At 59.9% G+C, this 17,055-nt stretch carries 13 protein-coding genes and 1 pseudogene; 10 read left to right on the plus strand and 4 right to left on the minus strand.

Annotated elements, in window-relative coordinates:
* The first annotated feature begins 6 nt into the window (after nt 1-6).
* The 8 genes from betA (at nt 7) to yccS (ending at nt 12,218) form a co-directional block, all read left to right on the plus strand.
* A complete protein-coding gene (gene betA / locus ACP7A4_RS06110) occupies nt 7-1,710 on the plus strand; it encodes a choline dehydrogenase (protein WP_426246012.1) in 1,704 nt (567 codons plus the stop codon).
* A gap of 243 nt (nt 1,711-1,953) precedes the next feature.
* On the plus strand, nt 1,954-2,649 hold the full coding sequence (locus ACP7A4_RS06115) for an RraA family protein (protein ID WP_048364151.1): 696 nt from the start codon (nt 1,954-1,956) through the stop codon (nt 2,647-2,649).
* Nucleotides 2,650-2,740: 91 nt separating this feature from the next.
* Nucleotides 2,741-4,183 (plus strand): TldD/PmbA family protein, encoded by a 1,443-nt coding sequence (locus tag ACP7A4_RS06120; protein ID WP_426246014.1) that lies wholly within the window; start codon nt 2,741-2,743, stop codon nt 4,181-4,183.
* A complete protein-coding gene (locus ACP7A4_RS06125) occupies nt 4,183-5,520 on the plus strand; it encodes a TldD/PmbA family protein (protein ID WP_203301957.1) in 1,338 nt (445 codons plus the stop codon). Before ACP7A4_RS06120 ends, ACP7A4_RS06125 begins: the two co-directional genes overlap by 1 nt.
* A 104-nt stretch (nt 5,521-5,624) precedes the next feature.
* Nucleotides 5,625-7,055, plus strand: a complete 1,431-nt coding sequence (gene mdtD / locus ACP7A4_RS06130) for a multidrug transporter subunit MdtD (protein ID WP_426246017.1) — start codon at nt 5,625-5,627, stop codon at nt 7,053-7,055.
* A gap of 171 nt (nt 7,056-7,226) precedes the next feature.
* Nucleotides 7,227-8,564 (plus strand): ATP-dependent RNA helicase DbpA, encoded by a 1,338-nt coding sequence (gene dbpA / locus ACP7A4_RS06135; RefSeq protein WP_238938234.1) that lies wholly within the window; start codon nt 7,227-7,229, stop codon nt 8,562-8,564.
* 145 nt (nt 8,565-8,709) lie between these two features.
* Entirely contained in the window at nt 8,710-9,888 is a 1,179-nt protein-coding gene (locus ACP7A4_RS06140) for an NAD(P)/FAD-dependent oxidoreductase (RefSeq protein WP_059765391.1), read from the plus strand.
* Between the two features lie 155 nt (nt 9,889-10,043).
* Complete coding sequence (gene yccS / locus ACP7A4_RS06145) at nt 10,044-12,218, plus strand: YccS family putative transporter (protein ID WP_059765393.1); 2,175 nt, start codon at nt 10,044-10,046, stop codon at nt 12,216-12,218.
* A gap of 113 nt (nt 12,219-12,331) precedes the next feature.
* Here yccS and ACP7A4_RS06150 read toward each other — a convergent pair whose 3' ends face one another.
* Nucleotides 12,332-13,069: a substrate-binding periplasmic protein gene (locus tag ACP7A4_RS06150; RefSeq protein ID WP_059765395.1), complete on the minus strand. Its 738-nt coding sequence runs from the start codon at nt 13,067-13,069 to the stop codon at nt 12,332-12,334.
* Between the two features lie 219 nt (nt 13,070-13,288).
* Between ACP7A4_RS06150 and ACP7A4_RS06155 the strand changes: the two genes are divergently transcribed.
* Complete coding sequence (locus ACP7A4_RS06155; RefSeq protein WP_426246020.1) at nt 13,289-13,756, plus strand: GNAT family N-acetyltransferase; 468 nt, start codon at nt 13,289-13,291, stop codon at nt 13,754-13,756.
* On the opposite strand, the gene ACP7A4_RS06160 is transcribed toward ACP7A4_RS06155, so the two are convergent.
* The 3 genes and pseudogenes from ACP7A4_RS06160 to ACP7A4_RS06170 form a co-directional block, all read right to left on the minus strand.
* Nucleotides 13,747-14,043, minus strand: coding sequence for a winged helix-turn-helix domain-containing protein (locus tag ACP7A4_RS06160; RefSeq protein WP_426246022.1), 297 nt, complete (start codon nt 14,041-14,043; stop codon nt 13,747-13,749). The two genes, ACP7A4_RS06155 and ACP7A4_RS06160, sit on opposite strands and share 10 nt — an antisense overlap.
* 64 nt (nt 14,044-14,107) lie before the next feature.
* Nucleotides 14,108-14,608, minus strand: coding sequence for a YgjP-like metallopeptidase domain-containing protein (locus ACP7A4_RS06165; protein WP_059765401.1), 501 nt, complete (start codon nt 14,606-14,608; stop codon nt 14,108-14,110).
* A gap of 87 nt (nt 14,609-14,695) precedes the next feature.
* Nucleotides 14,696-16,018: pseudogene (locus ACP7A4_RS06170) on the minus strand (diguanylate cyclase domain-containing protein); the annotation flags it as partial.
* Between the two features lie 327 nt (nt 16,019-16,345).
* On the opposite strand from ACP7A4_RS06170, the gene ACP7A4_RS06175 reads away from it, so the two are divergent.
* Nucleotides 16,346-17,017 (plus strand): polysaccharide lyase family 7 protein, encoded by a 672-nt coding sequence (locus tag ACP7A4_RS06175; protein ID WP_059765404.1) that lies wholly within the window; start codon nt 16,346-16,348, stop codon nt 17,015-17,017.
* The last annotated feature ends 38 nt before the right edge of the window (nt 17,018-17,055 follow it).

The following is a 17,055-nucleotide window of genomic DNA, read 5'->3' on the forward strand; positions in this document are numbered from 1 at the left end:
CATTTTATGTCCCAAGAATTCGACTACATCATCATTGGTGCCGGTTCTGCCGGTAACACCCTGGCGACCCGTCTGACTGAAGACCAAGGCGTCACCGTGCTGCTGCTTGAAGCTGGCGGCCCGGACTACCGTTTCGACTTCCGCACGCAAATGCCTGCGGCACTGGCATTCCCGCTGCAAGGCCGCCGCTACAACTGGGCCTTCGAAACCGATCCAGAGCCACACATGGATAACCGCCGCATGGAATGTGGCCGTGGCAAAGGTCTGGGCGGCTCGTCCCTGATCAACGGCATGTGCTACATCCGCGGTAACGCAATGGACTACGACGGCTGGGCGAAAAACCCGGGCCTCGAAGACTGGACGTACCTGGACTGCCTGCCGTACTTCCGCAAGGCTGAAACCCGTGACATCGGCCCGAACGACTACCACGGTGGCGACGGTCCGGTCAGCGTGACCACGCCTAAAGCCGGGAACAACGTGCTGTTCCACGCCATGGTTGAAGCCGGTGTACAAGCGGGCTACCCGCGCACCGAAGACTTGAACGGCTACCAACAGGAAGGTTTCGGCCCGATGGACCGTACCGTGACGCCGAACGGCCGTCGCGCCAGCACCGCCCGCGGTTACCTGGACACGGCCAAGCAGCGTTCGACGTTGAAAATCGTCACCCACGCCTTGACCGACAAAATCCTGTTTGAAGGCAAGCGTGCCGTTGGCGTGTCCTACATGGTCGGCGACAGCGACACCCGCATTCAGGCCAAGGCCCGTAAAGAAGTGCTGCTGTGCAGCGGCGCCATCGGTTCGCCGACCGTGCTGCAACGCTCCGGCGTCGGCCCGGCCGAGTTGCTTAACAGCCTCGACATCCCGGTGGTTCATGACCTGCCAGGCGTGGGCCAGAACCTGCAAGACCACCTTGAGTTGTACCTGCAATACGCCTGCACCCAGCCGGTGTCGCTGTACCCGTCACTGTTGTGGTGGAACCAGCCGGCAATTGGCGCTGAGTGGATGTTCCTGGGCAAAGGCATTGGCGCGAGCAACCAGTTCGAAGCCGGTGGTTTTATCCGCACCCGCGAAGAGTTCGAGTGGCCAAACATTCAGTATCACTTCCTGCCGGTCGCGATTAACTACAACGGCAGCAACGGCGTGAAAGAACACGGCTTCCAGGCACACATGGGTTCCATGCGTTCGCCGAGCCGTGGCCGGATCAACGTGAAGTCCAAAGACCCGCGTGAATACCCAAGCATCTTGTTTAACTACATGGCCGCCGAGCAAGACTGGCAAGAGTTCCGTGACGGCATCCGCCTGACCCGTGAAATCATGCAGCAGCCTGCGCTGGACGCTTACCGTGGCCGTGAAATCAGCCCCGGTATCGACAAGCAGACGGACGAAGAGCTGGACACGTTTATCCGCGAACATGCCGAGACCGCGTTCCACCCCTCTTGCTCGTGCAAAATGGGCACCGACGAGATGGCCGTGGTAGACGGCGAAGGCCGTGTGCATGGCATGCAGGGTCTGCGTGTGGTCGATGCCTCGATCATGCCGCTGATCACCACCGGTAACCTGAACGCCCCAACGATCATGATCGCCGAGAAAATCGCCGACAAGATCCGTGGTCGCCAGCCGTTGCCGCGCAGCACCGCTGACTACTACGTGGCAGGTGATGCACCGGTACGCGGCAAGCCGCTGCGTGACGTGAGCCGTACCGCGCAGTAACAGCGATCAATCGGTAGTCGCTGCCGCAGGCTGCGAAGGGGGGGGTTGTCCCCCCGTATTCTTGAACCCGCCACACCCCTCATCGCAGCCTTCGGCAGCGACTACGGGGTGGGTGTCGTTCATTGTTTCATCTTCCCCCCGCTTGCCCCGGCCTCAACGCAGGCCTAATCTAGTGCCTCGTTTCGCGCCTCACCCCCCCGCCCCACCCGACACGCCAGCACCTGCCTGGCCAAGAGGTTTTCTATGTTTGATGTTGTCTCTTCGAGCAAATGGCCAACCGGCTTCCTGATTAATCCAAACGCAGAACCTCTCGATCCAAAATGGCTGACCGAGTTCAGCAAGATCCCTGCCGCCGCTGTCAGCGACTGCCTGGGCCGCAACGTTGGCGGCCTGGGTCTCAAGTCGTTCCACGGCAACCGCCCGATGCTCGGCAGCGCACTGACCGTGCGCGTGCGTCCCGGCGACAACCTGATGATTCTCAAAGCCATGCAAATGGCCCGCCCCGGCGATGTGCTGGTGATCGACGGCAGCGCCGACCTGACCCGCGCTGTATTTGGCGGCATCATGCGCGCCATGGCCCTTAAAGCCGGCATCGTCGGCGTAGTGATCAACGGTGCCCTGCGCGACCTTGACGAGTGGCAAACAGGCGAGCTGCCGGCTTACGCCATCGGCGGCGTACACCGTGGCCCGAGCACAGACGGTGGCGGCGAAATCAACGTGCCGATCTCGTGCGCGGGCATGTTGGTCATGCCTGGCGACCTGATGATTGGCGATGGCGATGGCGTGGTTGCCGCATCACGCACTGAGCTGCCAGAGTTGCTGATCCGCTGCCACGATCTGTTGGCGCGTGAACAAGCGACCCTCAAGGCCATTGAAGAAGGCACGCTGGACCCGGACCGTTTTGACGCCATCCTGCGCGCCAAGGGTTGCCCGGTTTAAATCGCTGCCCTGAGTCCCCCTCACCCTGTCCCACGCCTGCGGGAGTAGGTTCGGGTGAGGGCGCTTTCGCTCTCAACAAGGAGGTCTGTGCATGTTTGATTTCTACCCTCAGCTCAAGCAGCGCTTCGACGCGCTGCGCACCCGGGCCGAGTTCTTTTCGTTACGTTATGTGCGCGAGTCCGGGCAATACCTGTCGGTACGCAAGCATGTCGCAGAACCGCCTTCTTTCAATCACGACCAAGGCGCAATGCTGACCGTGCGCATCAACGGTGTCGAGGCTTATGCCGCCACCAATGATCTGTCGCAAGCCGGTTTGCAAGCCGCGCTGGAACGGGCCGAAGCGCAGGCCAGCCTGATCGCCCCCCACACGCTGCTCGACCTGAGCCAAGAGCCGGTGTCGGGCGAACGCGCCGATTACTGTTCGCCCAACCTCGACCAACCTTTCCCCTCGCTCAGCGAGTGCTTTGAGCTGCTGAGCGCCGAATCTGCCGCCGTGCCCAACGATGAGCGGCTGGTGAGCTGGGATGTGGGCCTGGGCCTGAATCTCGTCGAGCAGATTTACCTCAACAGCGCAGGCGCCGAGTTACGTCAAGCACAGCGCTTTGTCTATCCGGGTATGTCAGTCACCGCGTACGACGGCCACGACAGCCAGACCCGCAGTTTGGGCCGCGACAATTTTGGCCAGCAAGGCGGTGCCGATGTCATCAGCCGCTGTGGGCTGATCGGCGCAGCCCCGCAAGTCGCCGACCAAGCCTTGCAATTACTGCTGGCGGCCAACGCACCACAAGGCAAACGCGACCTGTTGCTGATGCCGGACCAGATGATTCTGCAAATCCACGAGTCCATCGGCCACCCGCTGGAACTGGACCGCATTCTGGGTGATGAGCGTAATTACGCGGGCACCAGCTTCGTTAAAACCAGCGACTTCGGGCACCTGCAATACGGTTCGAAATTGCTCAATGTGACGTTCGACCCTACCCTCCCTGAAGAGCTTGCCAGCTACAGCCATGACGATGACGGTACGCCCGCGCGTAAGGAATACCTGATCCGCGAAGGCTTGCTGTTGCGTCCATTGGGCGGTGCCTTGTCGCAATTTCGCTCCGGCCTCGAGGGCGTGGCCAACAGCCGGGCCTGTGGCTGGAATCGTCCGCCGATTGATCGCATGGCTAACCTCAACGTCGAGCCAGGCGAGCAATCGATGCAACAACTGATTGGCGGTATCGAAAGCGGCATCCTGATGGCGACCAACCGTTCGTGGTCGATTGATGATGCGCGCAATAAATTCCAGTTCGGCTGCGAATGGGGTCAATTGATCGAGAATGGCGAACTCAAGGGCGTGGTGAAAAACCCCAACTACCGGGGCATTTCCGAACAGTTTTGGCGCAGCCTGAGCGCCGTGGGCGACGCCAGCACCTTTAAAGTGCTGGGCACGCCGAACTGCGGCAAGGGCGAGCCCAACCAAGTGATTCGCGTGGGGCATGCCTCGCCCGCGTGCGTGTTCCGTGACATTGATGTGTTTGGAGGTGACGCCTGATGAGCACCCGACTGAGTCAGGCCGAGCAGTTCCAAGCGCTGGTTGCGTGGCTGCGCACAGCGATCAACAGCCCTGAGCAATTCACCGTGAGCTATGACGCTGAAGCCTCGCAGTTCATTCGTTTCAATAAGGGCCGGGTACGTCAGGCCGGGCAGGTACAGCAGGCGAGTCTGAGCCTGAAACTGATCCACGAAGGGCGTCACGCCGATGTCAGCATGACGCTTGCCGGGGCCACCGAAGAGGATCAACGCCGGTTGGCCAGCGCCTTGCAGCAACTGCGCGACACCCTGCCCTTGCTGGCGCCAGACCCCTATTTGCTGCTCAACCCGCAGCCGTGGCACAGCCATAATGTGCAAGACCCGCCGCTGCCCGACACGGCGCAGGTGCTGGCAGACATTCGCCGTGCCAGCGAGGGCGTCGACTTGGTGGGCTTTTATGCCTGTGGGCCCATCAGTGTGGGCTACGCCAGTTCTGAAGGTGCGTTTGGCTGGCATCAGGCCAACAGTTTCAACTTCGACTGGAGCCTGTTCCACAGCAACGGCCAAGCGGTAAAAGCCAGCTACGCGGGCGCCGACTGGAACAGCCAGCGCTTCGCCCACCGCATGCAGCAGGCCCGCGAGCAGCTTGCGTTTCTGGGGCGCCCGGTGCAGGTGCTGGCACCCGGTGAATACCGCGCCTATCTGGCCCCGGCGGCCCTGGAAGAAGTCATGAGCATGCTGACCTGGGGCGGGTTCTCGGCGCAGGCGCTGGCCAGCAAATCCAGCCCGCTGCAAAAGCTCTACGCAGGCGACGCCCACTTAAGCCCGCTGGTGTCGCTGGATGAACACGTCAGCCAATCGTTAAGCCCTGCGTTTTCGGGTGAAGGCTACCCGCGTCAGGACTTGTCGCTGGTCAAACACGGCAAGGCCAATCAGCAACTGGTGGGTTCACGCAGTGCCGCCGAATATGGCCTTGAAGTCAACGGCGCGCCGTGGGGCGAGTCCCCGAGCGCACTGGCGATGGCGCCCGGTACGCTGGCGCAGGCCGACATTCTCAAGCAACTGGGCACCGGGCTGTACATCAGCAACCTGTGGTATTTGAACTACTCTGACCAACCGGCAGCCCGCCTGACCGGCATGACGCGTTTTGCGACGTTCTGGGTGGAAAACGGCGAGATCAAGGCGCCGGTCAATACCATGCGCTTTGATGACAGCGTCTACAGTTTGCTGGGTTCACAGCTAGAAGCACTGACCGTAGAGCGCGAGCTGCTGCTGTCGGCCAGCACCTATGACCAACGGCAAACGGCGTCGAATTTATTGCCGGGGGCACTGGTCAAAAAACTTACGCTGACGTTGTAACCGACCTGTAGTCGCTGCCGAAGGCTGCGAAGGTTGCTCGCAAAGGACCTCATCGCACCCTGCGGCAGCGACTACACAGAGTTTTGATCAGAAAAAGAGGTCCTATGCCCGCACGCCCGGTTCTGAGTCCTGAAACGCTGCGCTGGTTGCCGTGGGTGGTGGCCATCGCGTTTTTCATGCAATCGCTCGACGGCACCATCCTCAACACCGCGCTGCCCGACATGGCCAGCGACCTGAAAGAAAACCCGCTGCGCATGCAAGGCGTGATCGTCGCCTACATGCTCACGGTCGCGCTGCTGATACCGGCTTCGGGCTGGATCGCTGACCGCTTCGGCACTAAAAAAATCTTCTTTACCGCCATTCTGTTGTTCAGCTTCGGATCGTTGCTGTGCGCGCTATCAGGCACCCTCAACCAGTTGATCGGCGCCCGTATCATTCAGGGCCTTGGCGGTGCGCTGATGCTGCCCATCGGGCGGCTGGTGGTGCTCAAGGCCTACCCGCGCTCGGAGCTGGTACGCATCATGGGGTTTATCACCATCCCCGGCCTGCTCGGGCCGTTGATCGGTCCCACTATGGGCGGCTGGATGGTGCAGTACCTGAGCTGGCACTGGATCTTTTTGATCAACTTGCCCGTGGGCGCATTTGGCTGCTGGGCGGTGTGGCACTTCATCCCGGACCTGCGCGGCGATGAGCGCACACGATTCGACGGCCTGGGCTTTGTGCTGTTTGGCGCAGCGATGGTGTTTATCACCATTGCGATGGAAGGCTTGGGCGAGTTGCACATGCCGCACCTGCGGGTCATGTTGCTGCTGTTTGCGGGCATGGCGTGCCTGGCGGCGTACTGGCTGCGCGCCGGTAACATCGCCAACCCGCTGTTTTCGCCCAAGCTGTTCAAGACCAAAACGTTTGCCGTGGGCATCCTGGGTAATCTGTTCGCCCGCCTGGGCAGCGGCGCACTGCCTTTTTTGGTACCGCTGCTGCTGCAAGTGGCGCTGGGCTACTCACCGTCCCAGGCCGGGATGAGCATGCTGCCGCTGGCCGCCGCGGCCATGTTGGCCAAGTGGATGGCACGGCCGCTGATCGAGCGTCTGGGCTACCGCAAAGTGCTGACGATCAACACCTTTGCGCTGGGCATCATGCTGGCCAGCATGGGGCTGGTGACGGCGCACACGCCGTACCCGCTGCTGCTCGCGATGCTGGCCGTGCTCGGTGCGATCAACTCGCTGCAATTCACGGCGATGAACACCGTCACCCTGATCGACCTCGATGACGCCAGCGCCAGCAGCGGCAACAGTTTGCTGTCGGTGGTGGCGCAACTGTCGCTGAGTCTGGGCGTGGCCTGTGCGGGCGCCTTGCTTGGCGGGTTCACCGGGGATGGCGGCAGCGACGGGGTCGACACCGTGCTCGGCGCGTTCCAGCTGACCTTCCTCACAGTGGGCATCATGGCCATGTTGGCAGCGGCGATCTTCCTGCAACTGTCGCCTCAGGACGGGCGCAAACCCAAAGCCAACTCGGAGCATGAGCTGGAGCATTGATCCCGACTGTAGGCGCCAGCGAGCTGGCGCCTACAGGTTCTGCACCGCAACTCGTCCAGAATCTTCAGGCAAAGGGCGCTGGGCTGTTACACTGCGCGACATTTTGTTTTGCAGGCCAGTCCCGTGACCACCATTGCCACCGCTTTTAACACTCTGCCTCTGTCCGCCGCCATGTTGGCTAACCTCGACTCACTCGGTTATGCCCAGATGACGCCGATTCAGGCGCAGAGCTTGCCGGTGATCCTCAAGGGTATGGACCTGATCGCTCAGGCCAAGACCGGCAGCGGCAAGACCGCCGCCTTCGGTATCGGCCTGTTGAACCCGATCAATCCGCGCTTCTTCGGCTGCCAGGCGCTGGTGATTTGCCCAACCCGCGAACTGGCTGACCAGGTGGCTAAAGAAATCCGCCGTCTGGCCCGCGCCGAAGACAACATCAAAGTGCTGACCCTGTGTGGCGGCGTGTCGTTCGGCCCGCAGATCGGCTCGCTGGAGCATGGCGCGCACATCATCGTTGGCACGCCAGGCCGCATTCAGCAGCACTTGCGCAAAGGCTCGCTGGTACTCGACGGTTTGAACACGCTGGTGCTCGACGAAGCTGACCGCATGCTGGACATGGGCTTTTACGACGCCATCGAAGACATCATTGTCAAAACCCCGGAACGTCGCCAGACCCTGCTGTTCTCGGCCACCTACCCGGCGGGCATCAAGCAGTTGTCGTCCAAGTTCATGCGTAACCCGCAGCAGGTCAAGGCCGAAGCCCTGCACACCGACAGCCAGATCGAGCAGCGTTTCTACGAGATCTCCCCTGAAGAGCGCATGAGCGCCGTGACCAAGGTGCTGGGCCATTTCCGTCCACAATCCTGCGTGGCGTTCTGCTTCACCAAGCAGCAGGTTCAGGAAACCGTAGATCACCTGACCTCCAAAGGTATTTCGGCCGTTGGCCTGCACGGCGATCTGGAACAGCGCGACCGTGATCAAGTCCTGGCGATGTTTGCCAACCGCTCTACCTCGGTACTGGTGGCCACTGACGTGGCAGCCCGTGGTCTGGACATCGACGCACTGGACATGGTGCTCAACGTTGAGTTGGCCCGCGACTGCGAGATCCACATTCACCGTGTAGGCCGTACCGGTCGTGCGGGTGAGAAAGGTATCGCCATCAGCCTGGTTGCCCCGTCTGAAGCGCACCGCGCCCAAGCCATCGAGCAACTGCAAAAAGCCCCGCTGAACTGGGAAAATCTGGACAGCCTGACCTCGCAGGGTGGCGCTCCGTTGCTGCCCTCCATGAGCACGCTGGTGATCGGTGCCGGTCGTAAAGACAAAGTGCGTCCGGGTGACATTTTGGGCGCACTGACTGGCGATGCCGGTATTCCGGGCGCTCAGGTGGGCAAGATTGCCATCTTCGACTTCCAGGCCTATGTCGCCGTCGACCGCACCATCGCCAAGCAAGCGGCACAGCGTTTGAGCGAAGGCAAAATCAAAGGCCGCGTGTTGCGCGTGCGCGTGTTGTAACACCGCTGTAACGGCTCCCTCACCCCAACCCTCTGCCTGAGGGAGAGGGGGCTGATCTGTACAGCATTCAAGATCACCTCAATCAAGCGCCCTCTGCCTTCGGGCGAGGGTTGGGGTGAGGGCCGCTTTTAATGAGGATTCAGTTTTGCGCTCTACCGACGTTGTAATTATTGGCGCTGGCGCCGCAGGTTTGATGTGCGCGCTGACCGCTGCCGGACGTGGGCGCAAGGTGATGCTGATTGACCACGCCAACAAGGCGGGCAAAAAAATCCTCATGTCCGGCGGTGGCCGCTGCAACTTCACCAATATGTACGCCGAACCCAACAACTTCCTGTCGCAGAACCCGCACTTCTGCAAGTCGGCACTGGCCCGTTACACCCAATGGGATTTCATCGCGATGGTGGCCAAACATGGCGTGCCGTATCACGAGAAAAAACTCGGCCAGCTGTTCTGCGATAACAAATCCAGCGACATCCTCGACATGCTCCTCGACGAGTGCAAACAGGCGGGCGTGAGCCTGCACCTAGACACCTCGGTGGAGCAGATCGAAAAAACCGACACCGGTTACAGCCTCAACACCACGCTGGGCCCGATCAACTGCCCGTCGTTGGTGATTGCCACCGGCGGGCTGTCGATTCCGACCCTCGGCGCGACCGGTTTCGGTTATCAAGTGGCCAAGCAATTGGGCCATACGCTGCTGCCGACCCGCGCCGGCCTGGTGCCGTTTACCATCACCGACCAGCTCAAAGAACTGTGCACGGAGCTGTCGGGGACTTCGGTGGACTGCCTGGTGAGCTGCAATGATCAAAGCTTTCGCGAAAACATCCTGTTCACTCACCGGGGGCTGAGCGGGCCGGCGATCTTGCAGATTTCATCGTTCTGGCTCCCTGGTGACACGGTTGAGATCAACCTGCTGCCCGACGTCGACGCGCTGGACTGGCTGCACACCCAACAAGCCGAACGCCCCAACAGTGAGCTGAAAACCCTGCTTGGCGAAATCTTCACCAAGAAGATGGCCAATCTGTTGGCCGAGCACTGGTTTGTGTCCAAGCCGATGAAGCAGTACACCCCGAATGAACTGGCAGAGGTGGCCGACAAACTGGCGTGCTGGAAGGTTGTACCGGCAGGCACCGAAGGTTATCGCACGGCGGAAGTGACACTGGGCGGGGTGGATACCCGCGAGGTGTCGTCCAAAACCATGGAGTCGCTGAAAAGCCCCGGCCTGTACTTTGTCGGCGAAGTGCTGGATGTGAGCGGCCATCTGGGTGGGTTCAACTTCCAGTGGGCGTGGGCATCGGGTTACGCGGCCGCGCAGTACGTCTAACCCTCGCCTGAAGCGGCGAGCGTTTAATCATCAACGCTCGCCGCCTTCGCGTTCATGGGCGCAAAAATAATTTGAGCGCGATGTGAACAGTGTCATTGCACTGTCGTCTTAACTGGCTCAATTTAGCGAAACGACTCGCAAGGCCACGCCACTTCATGTCATCGAAAACTTTTCAGCAGTCTTTGCGCCGCCTGTGGGCGCGGGACAAGTTCAGTTACAGCGTTCGGGTGTTTATCGCCCTGACCGGCAGCATGGCTTTTTGCTGGTATCAAGATGAGATGAAGCTGCTGATCCCGCTGTTTCTGGGGATCATCGCCAGCGCCCTTTCCGAAACCGATGACAGCTGGCAAGGCCGTCTCAACGCCTTGCTGGTGACATTGGTGTGCTTCACCGCCGCCGCGACCACCGTCGAGCTGTTGTTCCCCTATCCGTTGCTCATGGTCTGCGCACTGGCGCTGGCCGCGTTTGGCCTGACCATGCTCGGTGCGTTGGGCGAACGCTATGGCGCCATTGCCTCTGCCACGCTGATCCTGGCGGTGTACACCATGATCGGCGTCGATCAGCGCGGCGGCGAAGTCACCGATTTCTGGCACGAGCCTCTGCTACTGGTGGCCGGCGCGGCCTGGTACGGGTTGCTGTCGGTGCTGTGGCAAGCGCTGTTTTCCCATCAGCCGGTGCAGCAAAGCCTGGCCCGGCTGTTCTGGGAGTTGGGGCTGTACCTCAAGCTCAAGTCCTCATTGTTCGAACCGATCCGCACGCTGGATGTAGAAGCCGGGCGTCTGGACCTTGCGCGGCAAAATGGCAAGGTGGTCGCCGCACTGAACACGGCCAAAGAAATCATCCTGCACCGCGTCGGCAACTCGCGGCCCGGGTCCAAACTCAGCCGATACCTGAAGCTGTATTTCCTCGCCCAAGATATCCACGAGCGCGCCAGTTCTTCGCACTACCCGTACAACGCTTTGGCCGACGCCTTCTTTCACAGCGATGTGATGTTCCGCTGCCAGCGCCTGTTGCGCCAACAAGGCGTGGCCTGTCAGCGCCTGTCGGACTCGATCAAACTGCGCCAACCGTTTGTCTACGACGACAGTTTTGCCGAAGCCCTGAGCGACTTGCACGCCTCTCTCGAACATCTGCGCATTCAGAGCAACCCGGCCTGGCGCGGCTTGCTGCGCTCGCTGCGCGCGCTGGCTGCCAACCTCGGTACGCTCGACCGGTTGTTGAGTGACGCCAGCAACCCCGATACCCTGGCAGACGCCACCGACAGCAGCTTGCTGGATCGCTCGCCGCGCAACCTCAAAGACGTCTGGTCGCGGCTGCGCCAGCACCTGACGCCGACCTCGCTGATCTTCCGCCACGCCCTGCGCTTGCCTTTGGCCTTGTGTATCGGTTTTGCGATGGTGCACTGGATTCACCCGACGCAAGGTTACTGGATCATCCTCACCACGCTGTTTGTCTGTTCGCCCAGCTATGGCGCCACACGGCGCAAGTTCAGTCAGCGCATTATCGGCACGGCGATTGGTTTGGCCGTGGGTTGGGCGCTGTTCGACCTGTTCCCCAACCCGCTGATTCAATCCATGTTCGCGGTGGCCGCAGGCGTGGTGTTCTTTATCAACCGCACCACGCGCTACACCTTGAGCACCGCCGCGATCACCCTGATGGTGCTGTTCTGCTTCAATCAAGTGGGCGATGGCTACGGGCTGTTCCTGCCGCGCCTGTTCGACACACTGGTGGGCAGTGTGATTGCAGCGGCGGCGGTGTTCCTGTTCTTGCCCGACTGGCAAGGCCGCCGTTTGAACAAGGTGCTGGCCAATACCTTGAGCTGTAACAGCCAATACTTGCGGCAGATTTTGCAGCAGTACGCGCAAGGTAAAACGGATGATCTGGCGTACCGGCTGGCGCGACGCAATGCGCACAACGCGGATGCGGCGCTGTCGACCACACTGGCCAACATGCTGATGGAACCGGGGCATTTCCGTAAGGATGCCGACATGGGTTTCCGCTTTTTGGTGCTGTCGCACACCCTGCTCAGCTACTTGTCAGGCTTGGGCGCGCACCGCGACACCCCTCTGCCGGGGGACGTACGTGAGCAGTTGATTGAGGGCGCGGGGCGGCGGATTGCCGACAGCATCGACCTGATCGCCCAAGGGTTGGCCGCCAAACAGCCGGTGGCGGTGCAAAGTGATGAAGAAGAAGCGCTGGCCAATGAACTGGAGCAGATGCCGGACGAACTGGACGAAAGCCAGCGACTGGTGCAAACCCAACTGGCACTGATTTGCCGCCAGCTTGGGCCGTTGCGCACGCTGGCGGCGCATTTGATCAAGACTGCGTAGCGCTGCTCGTCAGCGACCGCTGCGTATATTCATGCACGGTAGTCGCTGGTCAGGCACGAGGCTGCGATCGAGCGCAACGCACGCCTGAACCCAGGCACCTCGGTGAGGATGGATCACATCCCATGCGCTTTGAGCAACCGATCAAAGCTGCCGTCGGCTTTCATGGCGATGATTTCGCGGTCAAAGTCCGAGACGATTTTGGCGTGGTCCGGGTTCTGTAGGCTGACCAGAATATGCAGCTGGTTTTCGCTCAACACCTTGGGCATAAACTCCACCGCATTGCGTACCCGCGCCGACTCACGCGCCAACCGATACCGCGCCACGTACTCGTCTTCCAGGGTCAGGCTGACACGTCCGGCCACCAGCATGCGCACGGCCATCGCAAAGTTATGCACAGGTATTTTTTTGAGTTGGGTGTGGGTGTCAAATTCTGCCGTGTAGGCGTAACCCGGCACATAGGCAATGCCATAGCCGGATAACTGCGCGAGCGTGGTGAAGTCCACCGGGGAATCTTTGCGCCGAATAAAACGCAGACGATTTTGCAGGTAGGGGGCCGAAAACTCGCCAATTTTCATGCGGTCCTCGTCGTACCAGGCATTGACCAGAATGTCGTAGCGCCCGTTGCGCAAGCCCATCATGGCCCTGGCCCACGGCACCTGCTCGAAACCGCTGCTATAACCCGCGCGAGCCAGGGCCGTACTGACCAGATCGGTGGCCAGCCCGCCATTGACCAGCGTGCCATCCGTAAAGGGAGGCCACAGGTCCCCCACCAGACGCAGCGGTTCAGCACGCGCGTGCTGTGCCAATAAGGTCAATCCCGACACAATCAAAGCCCGACGCAAGCGAGACATGCAAGATCCTTAATGGGTAGCTGCTTATTGTTATTTAGCTAGCATTTAGCCTGGGGCATCCTGATCGCGGTCAAGGCACGCATTCGCGGCCTGATCAAAGATAACCGGCAACGGCCTGAAGTTGATATCAAAAAGCCGCATCCGTTGACACTTTTACGCTTGGCGCCCATCGGTATCACGCCTAGTATCTGGCCATCGTCTCTCTCTCAGGACAACACCGTGACCACCGACTGGATCTGTAAACACCACAGCGACTTGGGCAAAGAACAGCTGTACGCCCTGTTGAAACTGCGTTGCGACGTCTTCATTGTTGAGCAGAAATGCGCCTACCCCGACATCGACGGTCAGGACCTGGAGGGCGATACCCTGCATGTAATGGGTTGGCAAAACGATGAACTGGTGGCCTATGCGCGATTACTGGATCCGGCTTCACACGCGGGGGATGTGATCATCGGCCGCGTAATCGTTGCCCAACAGGCCCGAGGAAAAAGCCTGGGCCACGATTTGATGGATTACGTACTGAAGAACATTAAAGAGAACTGGCCGGATGAGCCCATTTTTTTGTCGGCGCAAACGGAAGTCCAATCGCTTTACGCCAACCACGGCTTTGTCGCCGAGGGCCAGGAGTACCTGGAAGACAACATCCCCCATATCGGCATGCGCCTGACCCCAGGCGATCAGGGATAACCCAGCACCCGCTTGATCTGTTCCACATGCTGGCCAACCCACGCACTGTCGATCGGGCCCCAGCTGTGGATCTGATAACGCCCCGCATGGTTGCGGGCGCCGTCCTGTTGCTCGAACTCACACACGATGTCCAGATCGGCCAGCGCGGCAATGGTGTCCTGCGCGGTACGGCGCGGCATGCCCGTGATTTCGGTCAAGGCCGGGACGCTACTGGCCAGCTGGCTGTCAATCAGCCAGGCCACATACAGACGCCGATAAAAACTGCTTTTGGTTTTGCTGACTTCCATTCAACACTCCTGCTACAGGTTAGATTGCCGCGCTGGCGAGCACACTCGCAGCGTCTACGGCCCGTCAGGTTTTACCCTGCAAATCGCGCCACGTCAGGTACACCCGCAAGTCGAACTCCAACTGGTGGTAACCCGGCTGCATGTACTCGCACAACTTGTAAAACGCCTTGTTGTGATCGGACTCTTTGAGGTGCGCCAGTTCATGCACCACGATCATGTTCAGAAACTCGGGGGCGGCATCCTTGAACAGCGAAGCCACACGCAATTCTTTCTTGGACTTGAGCTTGGCACCCTGCACCCGTGAAATCGTGGTGTGCAAACCCAATGCGCGGTGGGTCAAATCCAGTCGGTTATCAAACAGCACTTTGTCAAAAGACGGTGCGTTGCGCAGGAACTCCTGTTTGAGTTCCAGCGCATAGGCATACAGCGCTTTGTCGCTTTGTACCGCATGTTTGGCGGGGTAGCGATCACTCAGGTAAGCACCCAGTTGATCGCGCTCGATCAGGTGGCGCACTTGATCCTGCAACGTCTGGGGGTAAGCCTGAAGGTATTTGAGAACGGTCATAGGGGCCAACGCACAGCGTAAAAGTGCGCCAGTGTAGCGGCGCCACGGCGATTACTTCCAGTGAAGGGGGTTCTGGAGCGTGTCGGCACTCAGTTGCGCCTCATAAAAACGGTACTGTTGACGTCCGGCGCGCTTGGCCTCGTACATCGCCGCGTCGGCTGAACGCAGCAACGTTTCGAGATGGGCATCACCGCCCAGGCAGACCGCAATTCCGATGCTGACACCCAGGCTGACGTCCAGCCCCTGGAGGTGCTGGCGTACCGCAATCTTGTCGATCAGTTGCTCCGCGAGCTGCGCGGCCTCACGGGGATCATCCACATTCAAAAGCAGGGTGAATTCATCCCCGCCGATACGCCCCAGAATGTCGCCAGGCCGGGCGCAGTGCGCCAATTGGTCAGCGACCCAACTCAACGCCCGGTCTCCCACTTCATGCCCCAGCGAATCATTAATACGCTTGAAACCATCCAGGTCCAGGTACAACAGCGCCCGCAACTGGGTACTCGCCTCATCCCGTGACAGCACCTGTTCAACGGCTCGCTGAAAGCCCCGGCGGTTGAGTAATCCCGTCAACGGGTCAGTCACGGCTTGCAGCTCAAGCTGATGGTGCAGCAGGCAGACTTCAGACATGTCCAGCACCGTGACGACCATCGCCTGTTGCTGGCCGCTCAAGGGCGCGCAGGATAGCGTCACAGGCAACAATTGAGCGTCAACGCAGCGCAAAATGGCGTCGTGAACGCGATAGGTTTCCCCTCTTTGGTACCCGTGATAAATGGCTGACTCAAACCAGTCAGGTACATGGGGCTTTTGCAGAAAGTCCAGTAGCGGCACCCCCTTCAGCGCTGCCACCGGCACTTTGAGCAACCGCGAAATAGCAGGATTGGCAAAGCGGATACGGCCGTCTTCATTGACCACCAAAATCCCCTCTGCGGCGTTCTCCAAAACCGAGGCGTTGAACGCTTGGGCAATCTCCAGATCGTGGCTCAAGCGACGCAATGCGCGGGTATTACTCTGCTGCTCAAGCAGTGCCTGCACTTTGGGTTTGAGGATCTGCTCGTCAAACGGCTTGAGCAGGTAGTCCACCGCGCCACAGGCGTAGCCCTCCAGCACGGCATCACGCGATTGCGCATTGGCCGTCAAAAAAATAATGGGGGTAAAGCGAGTGCGCTGGCTGCCACGCATCAGTCGGGCGACTTCGAACCCGTCCATGCCTGGCATGTGCACGTCCAGCAGCACCAGGTCGACCTCATTGCGCAACAACATATCCAGCGCGGCCACACCGGAGGCAGCGGTGAGAATTTGCCAATCTTCACGCTGCAACAACGCCTGCATGCTGATCAGATTTTCGGGGTAATCATCCACTACCAAAAGAACTGAGCCGGTGTTGACTGGCTTCATGTGCACGCATTCCATGCTGCTTCTCTATTTGACTGTCCTGAACTCAGGTGAAAACCGGACAAAACTGAGGGTTAACTCTAAACCCGAGCCTCACAAAGCAGAAGTGACACGCAGCTACACATGTGGACATAAATGGATCCAACCGACTAACGGTATCGCTGTTTATCCCTTCTTGTAATGCGGGCTTTACGCTTGCGTGACCATTCGTTGACGCCAATAAAAAAGTGCCATCACTTTAACTGGCCATACCGTTCGTCCTATAAAGACCGCCCTTCAAAGCCATGGACCAATCGCCTCAACCGCGTTTGATGCCTGTAAGTGCCGCTGCCCAAGGCCTGAAACATGATCGATCTGGCAACTTGGAACCTGAGTGTTCCTGTCGGCACTACGCCGACGACCATCGACACCCCTCGCCTGCTTAAAGGTTTCAAGAATGTGTATTTTCACGCCGACACCGGCACCCTGTTTTTTTGGGTACCCGTCACCGGGAGTACCACCGTCAACGCCATCTACCCTCGCAGCGAACTGCGCGAGACCCGTGCCGATGGCTCCCTGCGCAACTGGCTATACCCCAGCGCCAACCATTTTTTGAATGCCACCCTCGCGGTCAATCAAGTGCCGTCATCGGGCAAGATCGTGATCGGGCAGATCCATGCATTTCAAAGCCAACAGCCCATGCTCAAGCTTGAGTACCAGTACAAAACCAGCAAGCTCAGTGGCAACCTGGTGGCCAAGGTGCGCATACGGCCCAATGACACCACGATAAAAACCGTCATCGTGGCCGAAAATGTGCCGCTGGCAAAAAGCTTCACCTATGTGATCAACCTGACACCCGACGGTACGCTGAACATCAAGGGCGCCAATAAGGAGTGGCACAGCCCCATCAGCGCCACCTGGCGCGACAAACCGCTGTATTTCAAGGCGGGCGCCTACGTGCAGGACAACACCGGCAATAGCAAGGAAGGCGCTCAGGTCACGTTCAGCAAGCTGGACATCGACCACGACGCGCCCTGAGTCAAACGCAGAGCCGCACCGGCGGCTCTGCGATCAGC

The sequence above is a fragment of the Pseudomonas sp. TWR3-1-1 genome (assembly GCF_049896545.1).
GTDB classification, from domain to species: Bacteria; Pseudomonadota; Gammaproteobacteria; order Pseudomonadales; family Pseudomonadaceae; genus Aquipseudomonas; species Aquipseudomonas weihenstephanensis.

Bases quoted from the DNA above. Each gene is read 5' to 3' on its own strand.
- betA (WP_426246012.1), top strand. From the start codon at position 7: ATGTCCCAAGAATTCGACTACATCATCATTGGTGCCGGTTCTGCCGGT.
- ACP7A4_RS06115 (WP_048364151.1), top strand. From the start codon at position 1,954: ATGTTTGATGTTGTCTCTTCGAGCAAATGGCCAACCGGCTTCCTGATT.
- ACP7A4_RS06120 (WP_426246014.1), top strand. From the start codon at position 2,741: ATGTTTGATTTCTACCCTCAGCTCAAGCAGCGCTTCGACGCGCTGCGC.
- ACP7A4_RS06125 (WP_203301957.1), top strand. From the start codon at position 4,183: ATGAGCACCCGACTGAGTCAGGCCGAGCAGTTCCAAGCGCTGGTTGCG.
- mdtD (WP_426246017.1), top strand. From the start codon at position 5,625: ATGCCCGCACGCCCGGTTCTGAGTCCTGAAACGCTGCGCTGGTTGCCG.
- dbpA (WP_238938234.1), top strand. From the start codon at position 7,227: ATGTTGGCTAACCTCGACTCACTCGGTTATGCCCAGATGACGCCGATT.
- yccS (WP_059765393.1), top strand. From the start codon at position 10,044: ATGTCATCGAAAACTTTTCAGCAGTCTTTGCGCCGCCTGTGGGCGCGG.
- ACP7A4_RS06150 (WP_059765395.1), bottom strand. From the start codon at position 13,069: ATGTCTCGCTTGCGTCGGGCTTTGATTGTGTCGGGATTGACCTTATTG.
- ACP7A4_RS06160 (WP_426246022.1), bottom strand. From the start codon at position 14,043: ATGGAAGTCAGCAAAACCAAAAGCAGTTTTTATCGGCGTCTGTATGTG.
- ACP7A4_RS06165 (WP_059765401.1), bottom strand. From the start codon at position 14,608: ATGACCGTTCTCAAATACCTTCAGGCTTACCCCCAGACGTTGCAGGAT.
- ACP7A4_RS06175 (WP_059765404.1), top strand. From the start codon at position 16,346: ATGATCGATCTGGCAACTTGGAACCTGAGTGTTCCTGTCGGCACTACG.